The sequence below is a fragment of the Actinoplanes sp. NBC_00393 genome, assembly GCF_036053395.1.
In the GTDB taxonomy this organism is placed as follows: domain Bacteria; phylum Actinomycetota; class Actinomycetes; order Mycobacteriales; family Micromonosporaceae; genus Actinoplanes.
Genome location: NZ_CP107942.1, coordinates 10,814,302 through 10,831,166, shown reverse-complemented (window position 1 = coordinate 10,831,166; position 16,865 = coordinate 10,814,302). Strand labels below are relative to the sequence as shown.

The window sequence follows — 16,865 nt, the reverse complement described above, 5'->3', positions numbered from 1 at the left end:
AGGTATTCTGGATATGTAGTGTCCAGGTATGCGGATGAGCGAAGGCGTCGAGTGGGCACTGCACACGTGCCTCAACCTGACCTGGCTGCCGGACGACCGGGCAGTCCCGGCGGCCAAGCTGGCCGCCTTCTACGAGCTGCCCGCGGCGTACCTGAACAAGCAGATGCAAGCGCTCGCCCGGGCCGGCATCGTCACCTCGACACCCGGCCCGCGCGGCGGCTTCCGGCTGGCCCGCGCTCCGGAGCAGATCACCGTGCTGGACATCGTGGTCGCGATCGAGGGGCCGGAGGAGGCGTTCCGCTGCGAGCAGCTGCTCAAGCAGGGGCCCGGCGCCGACCCGAGGGTCGATTACCGGCAGTCCTGCCTGATTTCCCGGGCCATGCGCCGGGCCGACCTGGCCTGGCGGCGTGAGCTGGCCGCGCAGACCATCGCCGACCTGAAGGCCGACGTCGAGCAGCAGTTCCCGGCGACGCCCGGCAACACCGCGAATCGATTTTCTGCGCTGCGCGCCTGACCGGTTTTTCAGCGGTTAATTCTAGACATAAGATATCCAGAATTGGAGAACGTCATGAACCTCGACTCCGTCGTCCGCGGCCAGGTCTGGCTTCCCGGCACGCCTGGCTTCGACACCGCCCGCCAGCCGTGGAACCTCGCCGTTCAGCAGCCGGTCGCCGCCGTCGTCGAAGCCGCCGACGCAGGCGACGTCGCCGCGCTGGTCAGACACGCCCGCAGTGCCGGGTTGACGATCACCACCCAGCCCAACGGGCACGGCGCGACCGGGCGTACCGAAGGCACGATCCTGCTGCGCACCCGCCGCCTCGACACCCTGGAGATCGACCCGGTCGCCCGGCGCGCCCGGATCGGCGCCGGCGTCTCCTCCGGCCGGTTGCAGGCCGCCGCCGCGGCACACGGCCTCACCGGCCTGCCCGGCAGCTCACCCGTGGTCAGCGTGACCGGAGTCGCGCTCGGCGGCGGGCTCAGCTGGTTCGGTCGCGCCCACGGCTGGGTCTCCGACGCGGTGACCGCCTTCGACGTCGTCGACGCCACCGGCACGCCGCGCCACCTCACCGCCTCCTCCGACCCCGACCTGTTCTGGGCCCTGCGCGGCGGTGGCGGCGACTTCGCTGTCGTCACCGCCCTGGAGTTGACGCTGCACCCGGCGCCACACCTCTACGGCGGCCGGGTCCTCTGGTCCGGCGAGCACACCGCCGAGGTCGCCGAAGCCTTCCGTGACATCGTCGCCACCGCGCCCGGCGAGCTCACCACCTGGCTCGACCTGCTGCACTTCCCCGGCGCCGACCCGATGGTCGCCGTCGACACCACCTACCTGGGCGCCGAACCGGAGGCCCGCGAACTGCTCGCCGCCCTCGACCGCCTTCCCGTCCCACTGGCCGACAGCCGCCGCGTCATGCCGGCCGACGAACTCGGCGCCATCACCGCCGAACCCACCGACCCCGCCGCCGGCCTGTCACGCTGCGAGCTCCTCACCGACCTGGACCTCGGCAAACTCCTGGCCGAGCCGATCGCCCCGCTGCTCAGCGTGCAGATCCGCCACCTCGGTGGCGCGTTCACCCAGCCGTCCGACAGCCCGCACGGGCCACTGACCGAACCGTTCGCCCTCTACATGTTCGGCCTGCCCACCTCCCCGTCCGCCGCCGCGGCCGTCACCGCGCGGCAGGCCGCGCTGGCCGCATCGCTGCCGGTCAGCGGCCGCAAGCCGGTCACCTTCCTCAACCCGTCGGAGAGCATCGCCGACGCCTTCACCCCGGAGGTGGTCACGCGGCTGCGCGCCGTCAAGCAGCAGCACGATCCGGCGGGTGTCTTCCGCAGCAACTTCCCGGTGTCCTAGAGACTCTTCGGCGTCGAGCCCGGGTCCGATCTATCGGATGGCCACAGCGCTGCCCGGGGCTGACTACCGCACTGCCCGGGGCTGACTACCGCACTGCCGGCGCTGACTACCGCACTGCCCGGCGCTGACTACCGCACTGCCCGGCGCTGACTACCGCACTGCCCGGCGCTGACTACCGCGCTAACGTGCGGCTGGGGCCGCTGTTTCGGCCTACTCGATCACTCGGCCGCCCGCCGGCGCTGCCTGCCGGGCGGTATGACAGCACCACCGCACGGCCGACTGATCAACTGAGCCCGAAACGAGCCCCCAGCCGCGCGGCAGCGACGTCACCGACGCCGAACTGATCGTCGAGACCCACAGCGGCCCAGCCGTCGTCCGTGCGCGTAAGGGCTCGTCGAAGAACAAGCCGTTGCTTGGCGGATTTCGATGCGTTGATCTGTTATGGCGGTATCGGAGGAGGAACGGGGCAGGCTGGCAGCGAAGTTTGAGGTGATCTTGCCGCATCTGGACGAGCGGCAACGCCGGTTGCTGCTGGGTGCTGAGGCTCGGGTGCTGGGGCATGGCGGGATCCGGGCGGTAGCGCGAGCTGCCGGGGTCCGGGAGGGCACGGTGGCTGCGGGCGTCGATGAGTTGGAGGCCGGGGTGGCGCCGCTGGGCCGGGTCCGCCGTGCCGGTGGCGGCCGGAAGCCGGTGACCGAACATGATCCCGCTCTGATGCCGGCGTTGTTGGGGCTGGTCGAGCCGGACGAGCGGGGGGACCCGATGTCGCCGCTGCGATGGACGACGAAGTCGTTGCGCCACCTTGCGCAGGAACTGGCCGGGCGGGGTCATAAGGCCGGGCCGGACACGATCGCTGCTCTGCTGCACGGTGAGGGATTCAGCCTTCAGGGCAATGCCAAGACTCTGGAAGGCAGACGCCATCCCGACCGCGACGCCCAGTTCGGCTACATCAACGAGCAGGTCAAGGATTATCTGTCCAGCGGTGACCCGGTCGTCAGCGTCGATACGAAGAAGAAGGAACTCGTCGGCGCGTTCGCGAACAAGGGCCGCGAGTGGCGGCCTGCCGGTGAGCCGGCCGTAGTCCGCACCCACGACTTCGCCGATCCGCAGCTGGGACAGGTGATCCCCTACGGGGTCTACGACCTGGCCGCCGACACCGGCTGGGTCGCCGTCGGCACCGACCACAACACCGCCGCGTTCGCCGTCGCCACTCTGCGCCGCTGGTGGGACGGCTACGGCCGTGACCGCTACCCGAACGCCGGACGGCTCTTGATCACCGCGGACGCCGGCGGATCCAACGGCTACCGCACTCGCGCCTGGAAAACGGATCTGGCCGCTCTCGCCGCCGAAATCGGGCTACCGATCACCGTCTGCCACTTCCCGCCCGGCACCAGTAAATGGAACCGTATCGAGCATCGCTTGTTCGCCCACATCTCGATGAACTGGCGGGCACGACCCCTGACCAGCCACGAGACCATCGTCCACACGATCGCCGCGACCACCACCAGCAGCGGGCTGCGCGTGCACGCCGAACTCGACACCGGCCACTACCCGACCGGCGTCGTCATCACCGACGAGCAGATGAGCACCCTGGCCATCGACCGTCACGACTGGCACGGCGACTGGAACTACACCCTGCGCCCCGACCCGGCCACACCCGCCGGCGAACCCGCGACAGCCCTACCACCGCTGCATCACCTGGCCGCGCTGGTGCACCCGGCCATCACCGGCATGCCCGACAGCGCATGGAACGACCTGATCAACCGGCTCACCGTTCCCCATCAAGCCCAACACGAAGCGTTCCTGCACAACCTGCGCGGCCACGCCCGGCCCGCGGCGGCGGCCGCAAGATCCGCGTCACCCTCAGCCACCAACTACTGGCCACCTTGCTCCACGACCGCTACCAACTGCCCCGCAAGGTCATCGCCGATCTGTTCGGCGTCGCCGGCACCACCATCAACGTCGCCATCCGCAACACCCGCACCCTGCTCACCCAAATCCAGCACCCCATCGAACCCAGCAACATCCGCCTCACCAACCACACCGACCTCGCCGCTCACACCCGCGCCGCCGGATTCACCGCACCCGCCTTGATCAAAACAGCGAGTTAAAAATCGACGAGCCCTAACCACGCCGGGCGGGTGCCCGGAGCAGTCGGCTGGTTAACAGGGCTGTTCCAGCGACGGCGAAACAGCCCTGTTAACCAGCCGGGCGGGGCTGGAGTGCGCGATTCGCCTGCGGTGGCGGGTCTCGGGGGTGAGCCTGATAGCCATGTGGAAACGTCCGCCGGCATTGCTGGCCGCCCTGCTGTTGACGATCCCGGCCGCAGCCGCGCCGATGGCGGGGGCGGCTCAGGCTGTCGGCGGCAACCAGCCGGGACCAGATCAGGTGGAGGCGGTCGTTCATGTGATCCAGCGCGGCGACACCCTGTCCGAGATCGCCGCACAGCACGACGTGAAGCTAGCTGACCTGCGCGAATGGAACGGCCTGAGCCGCGACTACGTGCTGCGGGTGGACGGGATGCTGCGACTGACCGCCCCGGACCGCCCGCTGCCCGGCTGGCGCACCCGGGTGGAGACCGTGACCGCGGCCGAGGCGAACGGCGACGCGGCGAAGAAATGCCCGGTTCCCACGGCCGACCTGCGCCGGATCTGGGTGCGCTACATCGACTTCCGGGGCATCGCCCGGGACGGCCACCTGATCATGCACCGCACCGTGGTGACGCAGACCAAGCGGGCGTTCCAGACCCTGTACGCCTGGCGGTTCCCGATCATGGTGATGCAGCCGATGTCGGTCAACCTGCCCGGCCTGACCGACCAGAGCGTCCTGACCAGCGGATACGAATGCCGCTATGCACCCGGCACGACGACGTGGTCACAGCACTCCTACGGCCGGGCGATCGACGTGAATCCCCGGCAGAACCCGACGATCCGCGGCACGTACCCGAACCACACCTACCTGGACCCGCCGGACAGCGCCACCTGGCTGGCCCGCGAGAAGCACTGGACCGGCATGCTCCACGCCGGCGGCGCGGTGGGCGCCTTCACCGCGAACGGCTTCGCCTGGGGCGGCCGCTGGACGACCTTGAAGGACTACATGCATTTCAGCACCAACGACCGTTAGACCGGTTTCGGGCTCGAGGTCTGTCCTCCCGATGGCGCCGTTGGAGAGCCGTAACTCCCAGCTGAGGGTTTCACCAGGTTGGTCTGCAGGGGCCGGCTGGGAGCTGTTGCTGCCTCAGCCGCCCGGAAGGGTGCGCAACTCCCAGCCGAATGATCAACAAGCCCGGAAATACCGGCTCGGCTGTGCCTTACGGTTATCGCCCGCCCCGAACCCCCTTCGACAGCTGGACCCGGCGGGAAGCCGAAGGCCTCGACGACCAGTGCGGCGTCGATAGCCGTTCAAGCCCGGGGACCGCCGCACAACCACCGGCGGGCGAGCCCTGCCTAGGAAAAAGACCGGAACAGCGGCCTCAGCCACCCGTTGGCGCTGTCACCCGCTGCTCCCCCAGGCACCCTTCGAGACAGACCCCGACCCCGGAAGGGGTTCAGGCGGTGATTACGCGGTTGCGGCCGGCCTCCTTGGCTCGGTAGAGGGCGTGGTCGGCCCGGGCCAGCAGTTCGTCGAGGGAGGCGTCGCCCGGCTCCAGGCGGGTCAGGCCGACGCTGATGGTCACCGGGATCGGGCCGGCCTGGGTTTCGACGGGGTCGGCGGAGACGGCGAGGCGCATGCGTTCGGCGAGTTCGGTGGCGTGGCCCTCGTGGTCGGGCAGGACGACGGCGAACTCCTCGCCGCCGTAGCGGCCGAGGACGTCGGAGTGGCGCAGGCGGGCGCGGATGCGGGCGGCGACGGTACGGATGACCTCGTCCCCCACGCCATGCCCGTACGTGTCGTTGATGGCCTTGAATTTGTCGATGTCCAGCATCGCCGCGGCCAGCTGGCGCCCGTTGCGTGACGCCGCCTGCACCAGAGCCCCGGCGATCGCGTAGAAGTGCCGCCGGTTGTGCTGCCCGGTCAGTTCGTCGGTGGTGGCGAGTTCCCGGACGCGGCTGAACAGGCGCGCGTTCTCGTACGCCGTCATGCCCTGGGTGGCCAGCGCGGCCGCGACCTGGCGGCTGGTGTCGTCGAGCCCGGTGCCGCCGAGCAGCACCAGCCCGGCGCATTCGTCGCGGGCGCGCAGCGGCACGGCGAGCGCCACCGGCGCGCCGTCCAGCAGCCGCTCGCGCACACTCGCGGAGGCCGACGGTTCGAGCAGCGCGGGGCTGCCTTCCGGTCGCTCGTCGAGTTCGACAGTGCTGCCGATCATCTCGGCGGGTGCGGCGCCGACCACTTCGACGACCGAGCTGCCGGGGCCGAGCAGGGCGCCGGCGGTGGCGCCGAGCTGGGTCTGCAGGGTGGCGCACAGCTGCTTGAGCAGGCGGTCCGGTTCGAGGATGGTGCTCAGCTCGGCGAGGCTGGCGCGCAGCATCTCGGCGAGGGCCTGCTGCTGGCGGGCGGCCTGGACGGCGGAGTGCAGCTGCGCGGCCCGGGCGGTCTCCAGCGACACGGCGACGTGGCTGGTCACCGCGGTCAGCACGGCCACGTCGTCGTCGGTGAAGATGCCGCGGGCCAGTCGGCTGTCCAGGTAGACGACGGCGACCAGGCGTCCCTTGAACTGCACCGGCGCGACCAGGATGCTACGCAGACCGTGCACGACGGCGCTGCGGGAGCCGAGCGCGGCGCCCTGTTCGGTGCCGGTGACCACCAGCGGTTCGCCGGTCTCGGCGACCCGGCGGACCAGGGTGGCGCCGTACTCCGTGGTGTCGGCCAGATCGCCGTCGGCGTCGCGGCCGGCGAATCGGACCGGCTCACCGGCGTCGTCGAGCAGGAAGAACAGGGCCCGTTCGGCGCCGAGGATGCGCAGCATCTCGTCGAGGGCGACCTGCGCCAGCTGCTGCGGGTCGAGGATGGTGGCGGCCGCGGTGCCGACCTGCTGCAGCGCATCCAGGTGCCGGTTGCGGCCGGAGCTGGGCCGGCGTTCCGCGACGGTACGCCGATGCGTGCCGGCCCCCTCGTCCACCCCGAACTCGGTCCGGGTCTGCCGTCGCCGCTGGTCCCAGCCGTGGAAGACGGCCAGCCCGAGTGCGAACCGGGCCTGCCGGTCGGCCTCGTTGGCCATGCCGAGCGCCCGGAACGCGCGCGCCCGGATGCGGCACACCTCATACTGGATGAACGGCGCGTCCACCGCACGCAGCCGGCGTTCCGCCTCGTCGGCGGTCCTGATGCAGCGCTGGTGGTCGCCGGCCACGTAGTACAGCGAGGCGCGGGTGGTCTGGTGCACGGCCCGCAGCAGCGGGGTGCCGCCGACCTTGCCGAGGTCCTCGACGGCCTTGCGGGCCACCGCCATCCGGCGCGGCCGGTCCTCGTCGGAGGCGTACCGCAGCTGGATCAGCCGGGCGTGCGCCTGGTAGACGTAGATCCACTTGTGCTGGGGCATCAGGTCGCCGGGCCGCAGCCCGAGGGCGTGGAACTCGGCGAGCACATCCTCGATCTGCTGGCCGACCTCGCCCTGTTCGAGCAGGACACAGGCGGCCGCGGTGAGGATGTTGGCCCGCTGCACGCGGGTGCCGGCGCCCTCCGGGAAGGCGGCGCGCAGCCGCTGCAGCGCCGCGGCGGCGTCACCGAACCGGCTCTGACCGGCCGGGATCATCACGCTGAGCATGCCGAGCGAGGTGCCGAGGGCGCTCTGCGGGTCGGCCAGGTGGCCCATGCCGCGCTCGTACTCGCGGTCCGCCTCGGCGACGTAGCCGCGCAGCAGGAACCGCAGGCCGAGCGTGGCGTAGCCGGGGATCAGCTGGGCCGGCACATACCAGCGGACGTTGCGGGTGATCACCTTCTCCCAGGCGGTGCCGTCGTCGTACCCGCCGAAGAGCAGCGCACAGCCGCGCATCCACTCCACGTAGGCGGCCAGCGCGGGATCGTTCAGCTCGGCGGCGACCCGTCCGGCCCGGCGCAGGCACCGCTCCGAGGTGCCGCGCAATTTGATCACCGCGGTCACGTAGCCGATCAGCGAGTAGATCCGGACGTACTCCGGGCAGGGACCGATCCGGTTCACCGCGTACAGGCCGCGCAGTGCCAGGATCGCGGCCTCACGCAGGCGCAATCCGATCCCGGCGGCATAGCCGCCGGCGTCCAGCACGGCAGTGAGCGCGGCCAGGGTTTCCCGGCGCCGGCCGGTCGCAGTGCCGAAACCGATTCGGGTACGCCGTACGAAGCCGCCCGCCATCGCGATGAACAGGGTCGACAGCAGGACCAGCAGTCCCCGGCCGGGCAGGGGCCGGCGCAACTCGGCGAGGGCCGCCCCGGCCGCCTCCAGCGCCTTGCCGTCGTCCCAGACCGTGTGGTGCAGCTCGATCATGGTGGTGAGCAGCCGCGCCCGGATCAGCCGGTCGGTCTCGCCGGCCAGCGCCCGGTTCAGTGTCGCGGCGCACTCGTCGAACCGGCCGGCCCGCAGGTACGCCTGGGCGAGTGGGTGCAGCAACGCCGTGCCGGGGGCGGGGTCGCCGTCGATCGCCTCGCTCAGGTAGTCGATCGCCTCGGCGGGCGCCTGGTCGGCGAGGGCACGCAGGCCGGCCGCCGCGGCACTGCGCCGCCGGTCCGCGGCCGGCACCAGGTCGCCGGCGCGCCGGTGGTGGCGGGCCACCGCGTACGCATGGCCCTCGTCCCTGAGGTCTTCGGGTAGTTGCTCGAGCGCCCCGGCGAGGTCGGCGTGCATCCGGCGCCGGTGCTCCTCGTCCACTCGGTCGAGCAGCACGTCGCGCAGTTGCGGGTGGACGAACGCGTACCAGCCGCCGGGGCGGGGTTCCAGCACGTGCCGGTCGACGCCGGCGGCGAGGGCGGCCACCACGTGGTCGGGCTCGCCGATGGTGAGCAGCGGTTCCGGCCGGAACCGGACCCCGGCGACGGCCGCCACGGTGAGGCAATCCACGGTGTGGCCGGGCAGCCCGTCGAGGCGGGTGGCGAGCAGGTCACGGACGTCGGCGGTGGCCGGCAGCGCGTCGGCGCCGGCCGTATCCAGCCGCCAGACGCCCCAGAACGGGCTGAGCAGGCCGGCGTCCAGCAACCGGATCAGCTGCCCGACGACGGAGAGCGGTGTCCCCTCGGCGCGCGTCGTCACGTACCGGGCCAGGTCGGCGGGGACCTCGGCGCCGGGCAGCCGGGAGCCGATCAGGTCGGCGACCGCCGGCGCCGGCAGCGGCCCGCAGGTCACCTCGAGCGCGCCGCTCGCGCCCAGCGCCGCGGCCGGGTCGGCGGCCTCGTCCGGCGCGGTGAGCAGCAGCAGGATCGGCAGGCCGGTCAGCTCCGGAAGGAGCTTGGCGAGCAGCTGCCGGGTGCCGGAGTCGAGCTGGTGGGCGTCGTCGGCGACCACAAGAAGGCCGCCGGCCCGGGTGGCCAGCTCACCGAGCAGCGACACCCCGGCGGCCAGCACGTGCTCGTCGCCGCCGGGCGCCGGGGTGGCCGGCTCGGCGGCGGCCGGACCGAGGTCGCCGAAGAGCCGGCCGATCAGGGCCGGGCCGGCCACCGCGGACGACTCGGCGATCTGCTGCTCGACGACGGCCCGCCGATGCTCCGGAAGCCGGCGGACGGTCGCCAGCCAGCCCTCGACCGCCTCGCGGGCGGCGGACAGCGGCGACTCGTCCGGGCGGCCGGTGGCCCAGAGCACCGGCACCTCGTCGGCGACGGCCTGCCGGGCGACTTCCTCGGCGAGCCGGGTACGCCCGGAGCCGGGCCCGCCACGGATCACCGCAACCCCGCCGTGCCCGGCGCGGGCCCGCTCCCACCGGCGCAGCAGGCGCCCGGCCTCCGCGTCGCGCCCGCACAGCGGCCAGCCCGCGACGGCCGGCCGTTCGGCGGCCTCGCCACCGGGGCAGTCCCGCAGGTCGGCGAGGAGGGCGGCGGCATCCGGGTAGCGGTCGTCGGGGTCCTTGGCGAGCAGCCGGTGGACCACCGCCACGAGCGTGGGGTGCAGGCCGGGACGCAGCTCGGCCATGTCCGGCGCCGGGGCGGCCAGGTGCAGGCGGAGCAGCTCACCGACGTCGTCGGCCTCGAACGGGAGCCGGCCGGTGAGGCACTCGAAGAGCACGACGCCGAGCGAGTACAGGTCGGAGCGGCCGTCGACCGGGCGCTTCAGCATGCCGGACTGCTCGGGCGGCGCGTACAGGAAGGTGCCGACCGCCTCGTCGGCCTTGCCGGCGGCGTCCGGGCTGCCCGGCTGCGCAACGTCGAGCTGCGCGAGACCGAAGTCGATCAGCTTGGCCGGGCGGTCGCCGGAGACCATGATGTTGCCCGGCTTGAGGTCGCGGTGCACCAGGCCGAGCCGGTGCGCGGCGGCCAGTCCGCGGGCCAGCTGGGCGGCGATCTCCACCACCCGCTCCTGGCTGAGCAGGCCACCGACCAGCAGGTCGGCGAGGGAGCCGCCGGGCAGATGTTCCAGAACCAGGGTGGGTACGCCATCGAGCTCGCCGGCCGCGAACACGCCGACCACGCCGGGGTCGTCGATGCAGGCCAGCAGGGCCGCCTCGCGGTGGAAAGCGGCCCGGATCTCCGGGTAGGCCTCCGGATCGGCCAGCGGACGCTTCACCGCATACCAGCGGTCGCCGCGGCGGGCCCGGTGGACCATCGTGAACGCGCCCCGGCCGAGCTCCTCACCGACCTCCAGGCCGGTCAGTTCCGCCGGGCGTGCCCGTCCTGTTTCCGTCACCTACACACTCACTCCGCATCCGGCGTCGTTCTGCTGATCGGCTGAAAGCGGGCAGAACTGAACGATCGCGGCGAACATGGCGGCCAGCTCGGGCGCGGGGATCGGCCGGGCGAAGTGGTAGCCCTGGCCCCGGTCGCAGCCCAGCGTGCGCAGCAGGTCGGCGTGGTACGCGGTCTCCACCCCCTCGGCCACCGTGGTCAGTCCGAGGCTACGCGCCAGATCGACGATCGTGCGCACCAGAGCTGTCTGCTGTCGGTCACTGTCGCCGTGACCGTCCCCCGCAGGCATGAACGACCGGTCGATCTTCAGCACGTCGATCGGCAGATCGCGCAGGTACGCCAGGGACGAGTAGCCGGTGCCGAAATCGTCGATCGCCACGCGTACCCCCTCGGCGCGAAGCGCGGAAAGGTGCCCCAGCGCCTGCTGGGCGTGCGCGCCCGAGCGGACCAGGACGCCCTCGGTGATCTCCAGGGTCAGCGCAGCGGCCGGCAGGCCGCTGTCACGCAGCGCGTTCGTCACCTTGCCGGTGAAGTGCGGGTCGCTCAGCTGGCGGGGCGAGACGTTCACGGTGAGCGTGGTGCCCCACCGCCGGTACCAGGGCGCGGCGTCCCGGCAGGCCCGGCGCAGCACCCACTCGCCGAGCACGACGATCAGGCCGCTGTCCTCGGCGGCCGGGATGAACCGGTCCGGGCCGATCATCGGCTGTCCGGGCGGGATCCAGCGCACCAGCGCCTCGGCGGCGGTCGGTGTGCCGTCCGCCAGCGCCACGATCGGCTGGTAGTGCACGGCGAACTCACCGGCGTCCACGGCCGTGCGGAGGCGATCCAGCAGGCGGATCCGTTCGCACTGCTCCTCGCGCATGGACACGTCGAAGACGGCGGCGCAGTCCTTGCCGGCCGCCTTCGCGGCGTACAGGGCCAGGTCGGCGTCGGCGAGCAACTGCACGGCGTCGGCGTCGGGCTCGATCACGCGGATGCCGACGCTGGCGGTCACGTGCAGCACCTGCTCGCCGGCGGTCACCGGGCGGCGCATCGTGTCGACCAGCAGGCGGCCGTCCGTGCCGGGGCTCATCAGCAGGGCGTACTCGTCGCCGCCCAGCCGGGCCGCGTACTCGCCCTCGCCCAGCAGCTCGCGCAGCCGCTCGGCGACCGCGATCAGCAGGGCGTCGCCGGTCGGGTGGCCCAGCCGCTCGTTGACGTCCTTGAAACCGTCCAGGTCCAGCAGCAACAGCACCCGGCCGGCCCCGCTGCCGGCGGCCTCGGCGATCAGCCGGGTCATCTCCACCCGGTTGGGCAGGCCGGTGAGCGCGTCGTGGCGGGCCTGGTGGCTCAGCGAACGCTGCAACTCGGCCTGCTCCCGCAGGGACTCGCGGAGCCGGGCGGTACGCCGGTTCGCCGTCCACATGGCGTGGCTGGAGCGGATGACCAGCAGCACCGCGGTGAACGCGGTCGCGGCGAGCGGCACGATCAGGTCGAACCGGTCCAGGTCCTCGGTCGACTCCTCCCCGAGAACCAGGTACGCCGTGGCAGCCGGCCCGACCAGCACGAGCACCACGTTGAGCGCGACCGTACGCAGCCCCCGGCCGCTGCCGGCAGCCTCCTCCGGGCTCGGCGGCGCGCCCGCATCGGGGTGCAGAGCGGCCGCCCCGATCAGCAGGAACGTCAGCACCCAGCCGGCGGCGCTCCACGTCGGCCCGGCCCAGGAGCCACCGTTCGCGGTCGCCACGAAGTACACGACATCCGCCGCGGTCAGCACCACGGCGGCCACGACGAGCAGCAGGTCGGACCAGGTGAGCCGGCGCAGCACCACGATCAACCGGGTCACCGCGGCCAGCACCAGCAGGTCCAGCCACGGGTAGGCGATCACACTGGGCGAACCCGGCCACGGGCGGCCGTCGTCGTACAGCAACGGGTCGTAGAGCAGGACCCAGACCAGCACCGTCCCGGTGCACAGCACGATGCCCGCCTCGGTCAACCCCGACCAGCGGGAACCCAGCCGGCCGGCGGGCAGCCCGAACAGCCCGATCATCAGCAGCACGTACATGCTCAGGTAGAGCACGTCGATCGCGGAGATCCGCATCGGGATCGACTGCCCGGCGGCCAGCCCGGCGCCCCAGACCGCGTTCGCGGCGCCGCAACAGACCATGGCGGCCGCGATGGCCCGCCACGGCCAGCGCCGGGCCGGGCGGTGCAGGCGAGCACCGGCCACGCCGGCGACCAGGGCGACACCGGAGGCGAGGACGTACGCGAACTGCCGCGCCACGTCGTCCATCAGCGGAGCCGCGACCGCGACCAGCACGCCGATGACGAGACACCCCAACCAGGCCCGGTCACGCCACGCGGGCGCGCTGCTGAGCGAACTGCGGTCCACCGGCGTGCCCCTCCGTAGTCCAGCCCCGACCGGCTCACCATCCCCGGCCGGGGGTGCGAAAGGGTTGCAGCGCGGGGATCAGAGGGTGGCGGCCAGCTTTTTCAGGGCGTCGCTCGCTCCGGTGGTCAGCGGCTCGCCGTGCCCGGGGAGGATGGCCAGCACGTTCAGCGCGGCCAGCTTCTTGACCGAGGCGGCCGCCTGGGCCGGGTCGGAGGTGTACTGCGGGGCGGAGCCCTCCAGCCCGTTCTCGTTGCGCAACGCGTCCCCGGCGACCAGCACGCCGGTCGACGGCTCGAAGATCGACACGTGGCCGGCGGTGTGCCCGGGCGTACCGACGATCTGCAGGCCGAAGACCTCGTCGCCGTCGGCCACCGCGGTCAACGGCTTCTCCGAGTTGATGCCGGTGACGTCGGCCTGACCGGCATACAGCTTCGCGGAGACCAGCGGCGCGATCCCGGCGAGCCCACCGGCATGATCCTCGTGCTGGTGCGTGAGGATGACGTGCTTCACCGCGGCCCAGTCGCTGCCGGCCGCCTTCAGCGCGTCGCCGATCGCGGTCTCCGAGCCGGGCGTGCCGGTGTCCACGACGGCCGCCTCACCACCGCGAATCACCAGGTACGCCGAGACGAACGAGAGGTTGACCCGCTGCCAGTCACCGACCAGCGCGGGCGCGGCGGAGGCGGGGCCCGCGGCGGGACTCGAAGCGGTGCTGGAAACGGCTGGATCGGACGAGCCCGAGCAGCCGGTCAACGTGTTCAGAACGGTCACGCCGAGCACGCCCGAGCCGGCGGTGAACAGCAGTCTGCGGCTGAGTCTGAAGTCCGTCATCCATCCATCGTCGGCACTACCGGACGACCGCGGGGGGACCAGTCAGCGGATCGTTGCCCGATCGACACTCAGCGCAGCCACGGGCGCAGGCAGAGGTCGATCATCCGGATCTGCCGGGCCGGCTCGGCCAGCTCGGACCCCATGATCGCGTGCACCTGCTGGCCGACCGCGATGGTGAGCAGCACGTCGATCACCTCGTCGACCGGGGTGCCCGGGTCCAGCCGGCCGTCCTGCACCGCCTCGGCGAGATAGCGCCGCAGCAGGTCGTGCCAGTGCTCGTCGACGTCGGCGCGGGTCGCGGCGATCCGGTCGTTGGCGGCCAGCCGGCCCCAGAAACCGACCACCACGTACGCCTCGTCGACGGTCTCCTTCTCCAAGGGGAGGATCTCGCGCAGCATCGCGTACACCGCGTCGAGCCCGCGCAGCCGGGCGGTGGCCACCGCGATCCGCTGGTTGGTCCGGTCGGTGATCCGCTGATAGGCACCGGCCGCCACCGCGTCGAAACCGTCGAAGTAGTGCCAGAGCGCCCCGGTGCCGACACCCAGCTCGGCCGCGATCGCCCGGGTGGTGGCCGCCGGCAGACCGTCGCGCGCGACGACCGTGAGGTAAGCCTCGACGATCTCGTCGCGCCGCTGGTCGTGATCGACGATCTTGGGCACTGTCCTCCCCTCGGGCCGAAGCGAGGGTACAACTGTTGCGCACCTGACAGTCCAGTTCGGTGGTTCGGGACACACGCGAGCATCGATGGGCGGCATGCTGAATCGATGACGACTGCTCTGCGGGGGGCCGGAATCGACGAGGATCAGCGGGTGATCGCCCTGGTCACGGAGCTCACTGCGGAGGCCGTCAGGGAGGTGCCGGCGCAGATCGTGAGCTGGCGGGCCACCGACGACGGGCCGGTGGCGGTTCCGGCGCTGGACGAGGTGCTTCTGCGCGTACGCGAAAGGTGGCTGCAAAGCCTGACCGCGGCTGATCGTCTCGCCGTGCACGTGGCCGCGCTGGAGCGCTCGCCGCGGCCGACGCCGGTGTCCGAGGCGGTGACCGCGTGCCGCCTCGCGGCCGACTGCGGGCACCGGGTGCAGCTGCCCGAGTTCACGTCGCTGACCTGCGGCTCGGTGAAGCCGGGCCGGCGCGGGACCTGGTCCGCCGAAGCCGGCACCCGGCCGTACGGGATCGGCCGGATCGGCGACTACGGCAGCGTCCGGGCCGCGAACGCCGCGGTGTGGGACACCATCGAGACCAACCGCGAGGTGCTGCGCGACCGGATGCGGGCGGCGACGCCGATGCTGGCCGGGATCGCCGGGCGGGCCTGGGAGGAGCCGCAGGTCAGCATCTGGGCGTCCGCTCAGCAGCGGGACGAGGACGATCCGGAGCTGATGACGATGCATCAGATCGCGCACCGGGCCGGGGTGAGCGTCACCCGGGCCGGGCGGTGGCGGGCCGAGCATGCGGCGTTCCCGCCACCGGAGCCGGGCACCTCGGTGTGGTACTGGCCGCTGGTCCAGCGCTGGCTGGCGGACACCGGCCGGCTGCCGGCCGACGGTCCGGCGGCGGACCGGCCGGTGCTGCCCCGCGAGCTGGGTTACTGACCTAACGCTGCAGCCAGCTGGTGTCCGGGGGCCGGCCGATGCGCACCTCGTTCGCGACGTGGATCAGCTCCTCCAGGGTTACGTCCTGCGGGGACAGCCCGCTGAGTCTCAATCGGCGATCGCCGCCCAGGTCGACATCGACGAGCGGCACCGATCCTTCACGGACGAGCGCGTCGTGCCCTCGCACGGTGGCTCTCGTGCCTCCCGGTGACGGCTCCGGAATCGGCCCCATCTGCACCACGATGCGGGCGGGACCGTCCTTGTGCTGCACGATCAGGGTCTCGTTCGTAGATTTCGCGATGCGGCCCAAGCCGATGGTTCGCACTCCCGCGAACCGCTCCGGCAACCACCCGAAGGTCAACGAGACCTCGCAGACGGCTGACGACTCGGCGGTCACCGACTCGGCCAGCTTACGGGCGACATCAGCCTTGTTCCCGGGCACCCGAGCGCCGACCATCAGCCACGTTTCGTCATCGATTTCGAGGTATATCTGGTGCGATGGCTCTCCCGGGAAGTCCCATGCCAGCCGACCCGCGATCGTGGTTGTCCGGAGGTGGCGCCGGAGATTCATCTGAGCCGGCTCGAGCTGCAGGTAGATCTGGCCGTCGCCGCGCCAGTTCCGGCCCTGCTCCTCCACACCGCTACCGGGGACCGTGGCGCTGCGGCTTTCCTCGGCGAATCCGGCCGGCACCCACCCGAGGCCGTAACGCAGCGGCACCCGGATGCCCGGGCCCTCCGCGACCGGCGTGGTCCGGCTCGACCACAGCCATCCGGCCACGCCGGTGCCGCCCAGCACCGCCGTCGTCCCCGCCGCGCCGGCCGCCATCAGCAACCCACGGCGCTGCCGGTGGGTCCGCGCCCGCGCCACGATCTCCGGCGCCAGCCGGGCCGGGTCGTGCGCCTGCCCGGCGATGTCGCTGAACAGTGCCCGCAGCTGCTCGTCGTGGCTCACGCTCACTCCCCCACAATCTTCAGCTCGCCGGACCGCAGCCGGGTCAGCGCGTTCGACGCGTGGACGCGCACGGTGGACGGCCGGCAGCCCAGCAGGTCAGCGATCTCGTCATAGGTGTGGCCCTCGAAATAACGCAGCGCGATCACCGCACGCTGCTTGGGCGGCAGGGCACGCACGCTGCGCATCAGGGCGTCCCGCTCCGGGAGTACGGCGTGCGGGTCCGAACCTTCGGCCCGGCTGTCCAGCTGCTCGTGGCTCATCGGAACGGTCCGGCCGCGGCGGCGCCGGGTGGAGAGGAACTCGTTGAGGACCATGCGTTTCACGTACGCCTCGGGCTGTTCCATCCGCTCGATGCGCCGCCACCGGGACGAGGACCGCACCAGCACCTCCCCGACGATGTCGTCGGCCAGGTACGGATCGCAGGTGAGCGCCGTCGCGTACCGCAGCAGGGCACCGAGCCGCGCGGTCACGAACTCCTCGAACGTCATTGATCCCCCAGGCTCCGACTGCACCTACAACGCCGGGCCCGGGCGATCC

10 protein-coding genes and 1 pseudogene are annotated in these 16,865 nt (G+C 72.1%); 5 read left to right on the top strand and 6 right to left on the bottom strand.

The window, feature by feature from the left end; genetic code table 11:
• Positions 1-28 precede the first annotated feature (28 nt).
• From OHA21_RS50130 to OHA21_RS50115, 4 genes and pseudogenes are all read left to right on the top strand, one after another.
• Positions 29-514: an RrF2 family transcriptional regulator gene (locus OHA21_RS50130; RefSeq protein ID WP_328467836.1), complete on the top strand. Its 486-nt coding sequence runs from the start codon at positions 29-31 to the stop codon at positions 512-514.
• 54 nt (positions 515-568) lie between these two features.
• Positions 569-1,849: an FAD-binding oxidoreductase gene (locus OHA21_RS50125; protein ID WP_328467834.1), complete on the top strand. Its 1,281-nt coding sequence runs from the start codon at positions 569-571 to the stop codon at positions 1,847-1,849.
• A 441-nt stretch (positions 1,850-2,290) separates the two neighbouring features.
• Positions 2,291-3,960, top strand: a pseudogene (locus OHA21_RS50120) (ISAzo13 family transposase).
• A 160-nt stretch (positions 3,961-4,120) separates the two neighbouring features.
• Entirely contained in the window at positions 4,121-4,972 is an 852-nt protein-coding gene (locus OHA21_RS50115) for a M15 family metallopeptidase (protein ID WP_328467832.1), read from the top strand.
• A gap of 424 nt (positions 4,973-5,396) precedes the next feature.
• On the opposite strand, the gene OHA21_RS50110 is transcribed toward OHA21_RS50115, so the two are convergent.
• The 4 genes from OHA21_RS50110 to OHA21_RS50095 form a co-directional block, all read right to left on the bottom strand.
• A complete protein-coding gene (locus OHA21_RS50110; RefSeq protein WP_328467830.1) occupies positions 5,397-10,589 on the bottom strand; it encodes a diguanylate cyclase in 5,193 nt (1,730 codons plus the stop codon).
• Positions 10,590-12,959: a putative bifunctional diguanylate cyclase/phosphodiesterase gene (locus OHA21_RS50105; RefSeq protein WP_328467828.1), complete on the bottom strand. Its 2,370-nt coding sequence runs from the start codon at positions 12,957-12,959 to the stop codon at positions 10,590-10,592.
• Between the two features lie 78 nt (positions 12,960-13,037).
• Positions 13,038-13,787, bottom strand: coding sequence for an MBL fold metallo-hydrolase (locus OHA21_RS50100; RefSeq protein ID WP_328467827.1), 750 nt, complete (start codon positions 13,785-13,787; stop codon positions 13,038-13,040).
• Between the two features lie 68 nt (positions 13,788-13,855).
• The gene (locus tag OHA21_RS50095; protein WP_328467826.1) at positions 13,856-14,446 is read right to left on the bottom strand and encodes a TetR/AcrR family transcriptional regulator; all 591 of its coding nucleotides are present in this window, start codon (positions 14,444-14,446) and stop codon (positions 13,856-13,858) included.
• 105 nt (positions 14,447-14,551) lie between these two features.
• On the opposite strand from OHA21_RS50095, the gene OHA21_RS50090 reads away from it, so the two are divergent.
• On the top strand, positions 14,552-15,376 hold the full coding sequence (locus OHA21_RS50090; RefSeq protein ID WP_328467825.1) for a hypothetical protein: 825 nt from the start codon (positions 14,552-14,554) through the stop codon (positions 15,374-15,376).
• Between the two features lies 1 nt (position 15,377).
• Here OHA21_RS50090 and OHA21_RS50085 read toward each other — a convergent pair whose 3' ends face one another.
• Together OHA21_RS50085 and OHA21_RS50080 are read right to left on the bottom strand one after the other, a co-directional pair.
• The gene (locus tag OHA21_RS50085) at positions 15,378-16,328 is read right to left on the bottom strand and encodes a hypothetical protein (RefSeq protein ID WP_328467824.1); all 951 of its coding nucleotides are present in this window, start codon (positions 16,326-16,328) and stop codon (positions 15,378-15,380) included.
• Positions 16,329-16,330: 2 nt separating this feature from the next.
• Positions 16,331-16,816, bottom strand: a complete 486-nt coding sequence (locus OHA21_RS50080; RefSeq protein WP_328467823.1) for a SigE family RNA polymerase sigma factor — start codon at positions 16,814-16,816, stop codon at positions 16,331-16,333.
• Positions 16,817-16,865: the final 49 nt, after the last annotated feature.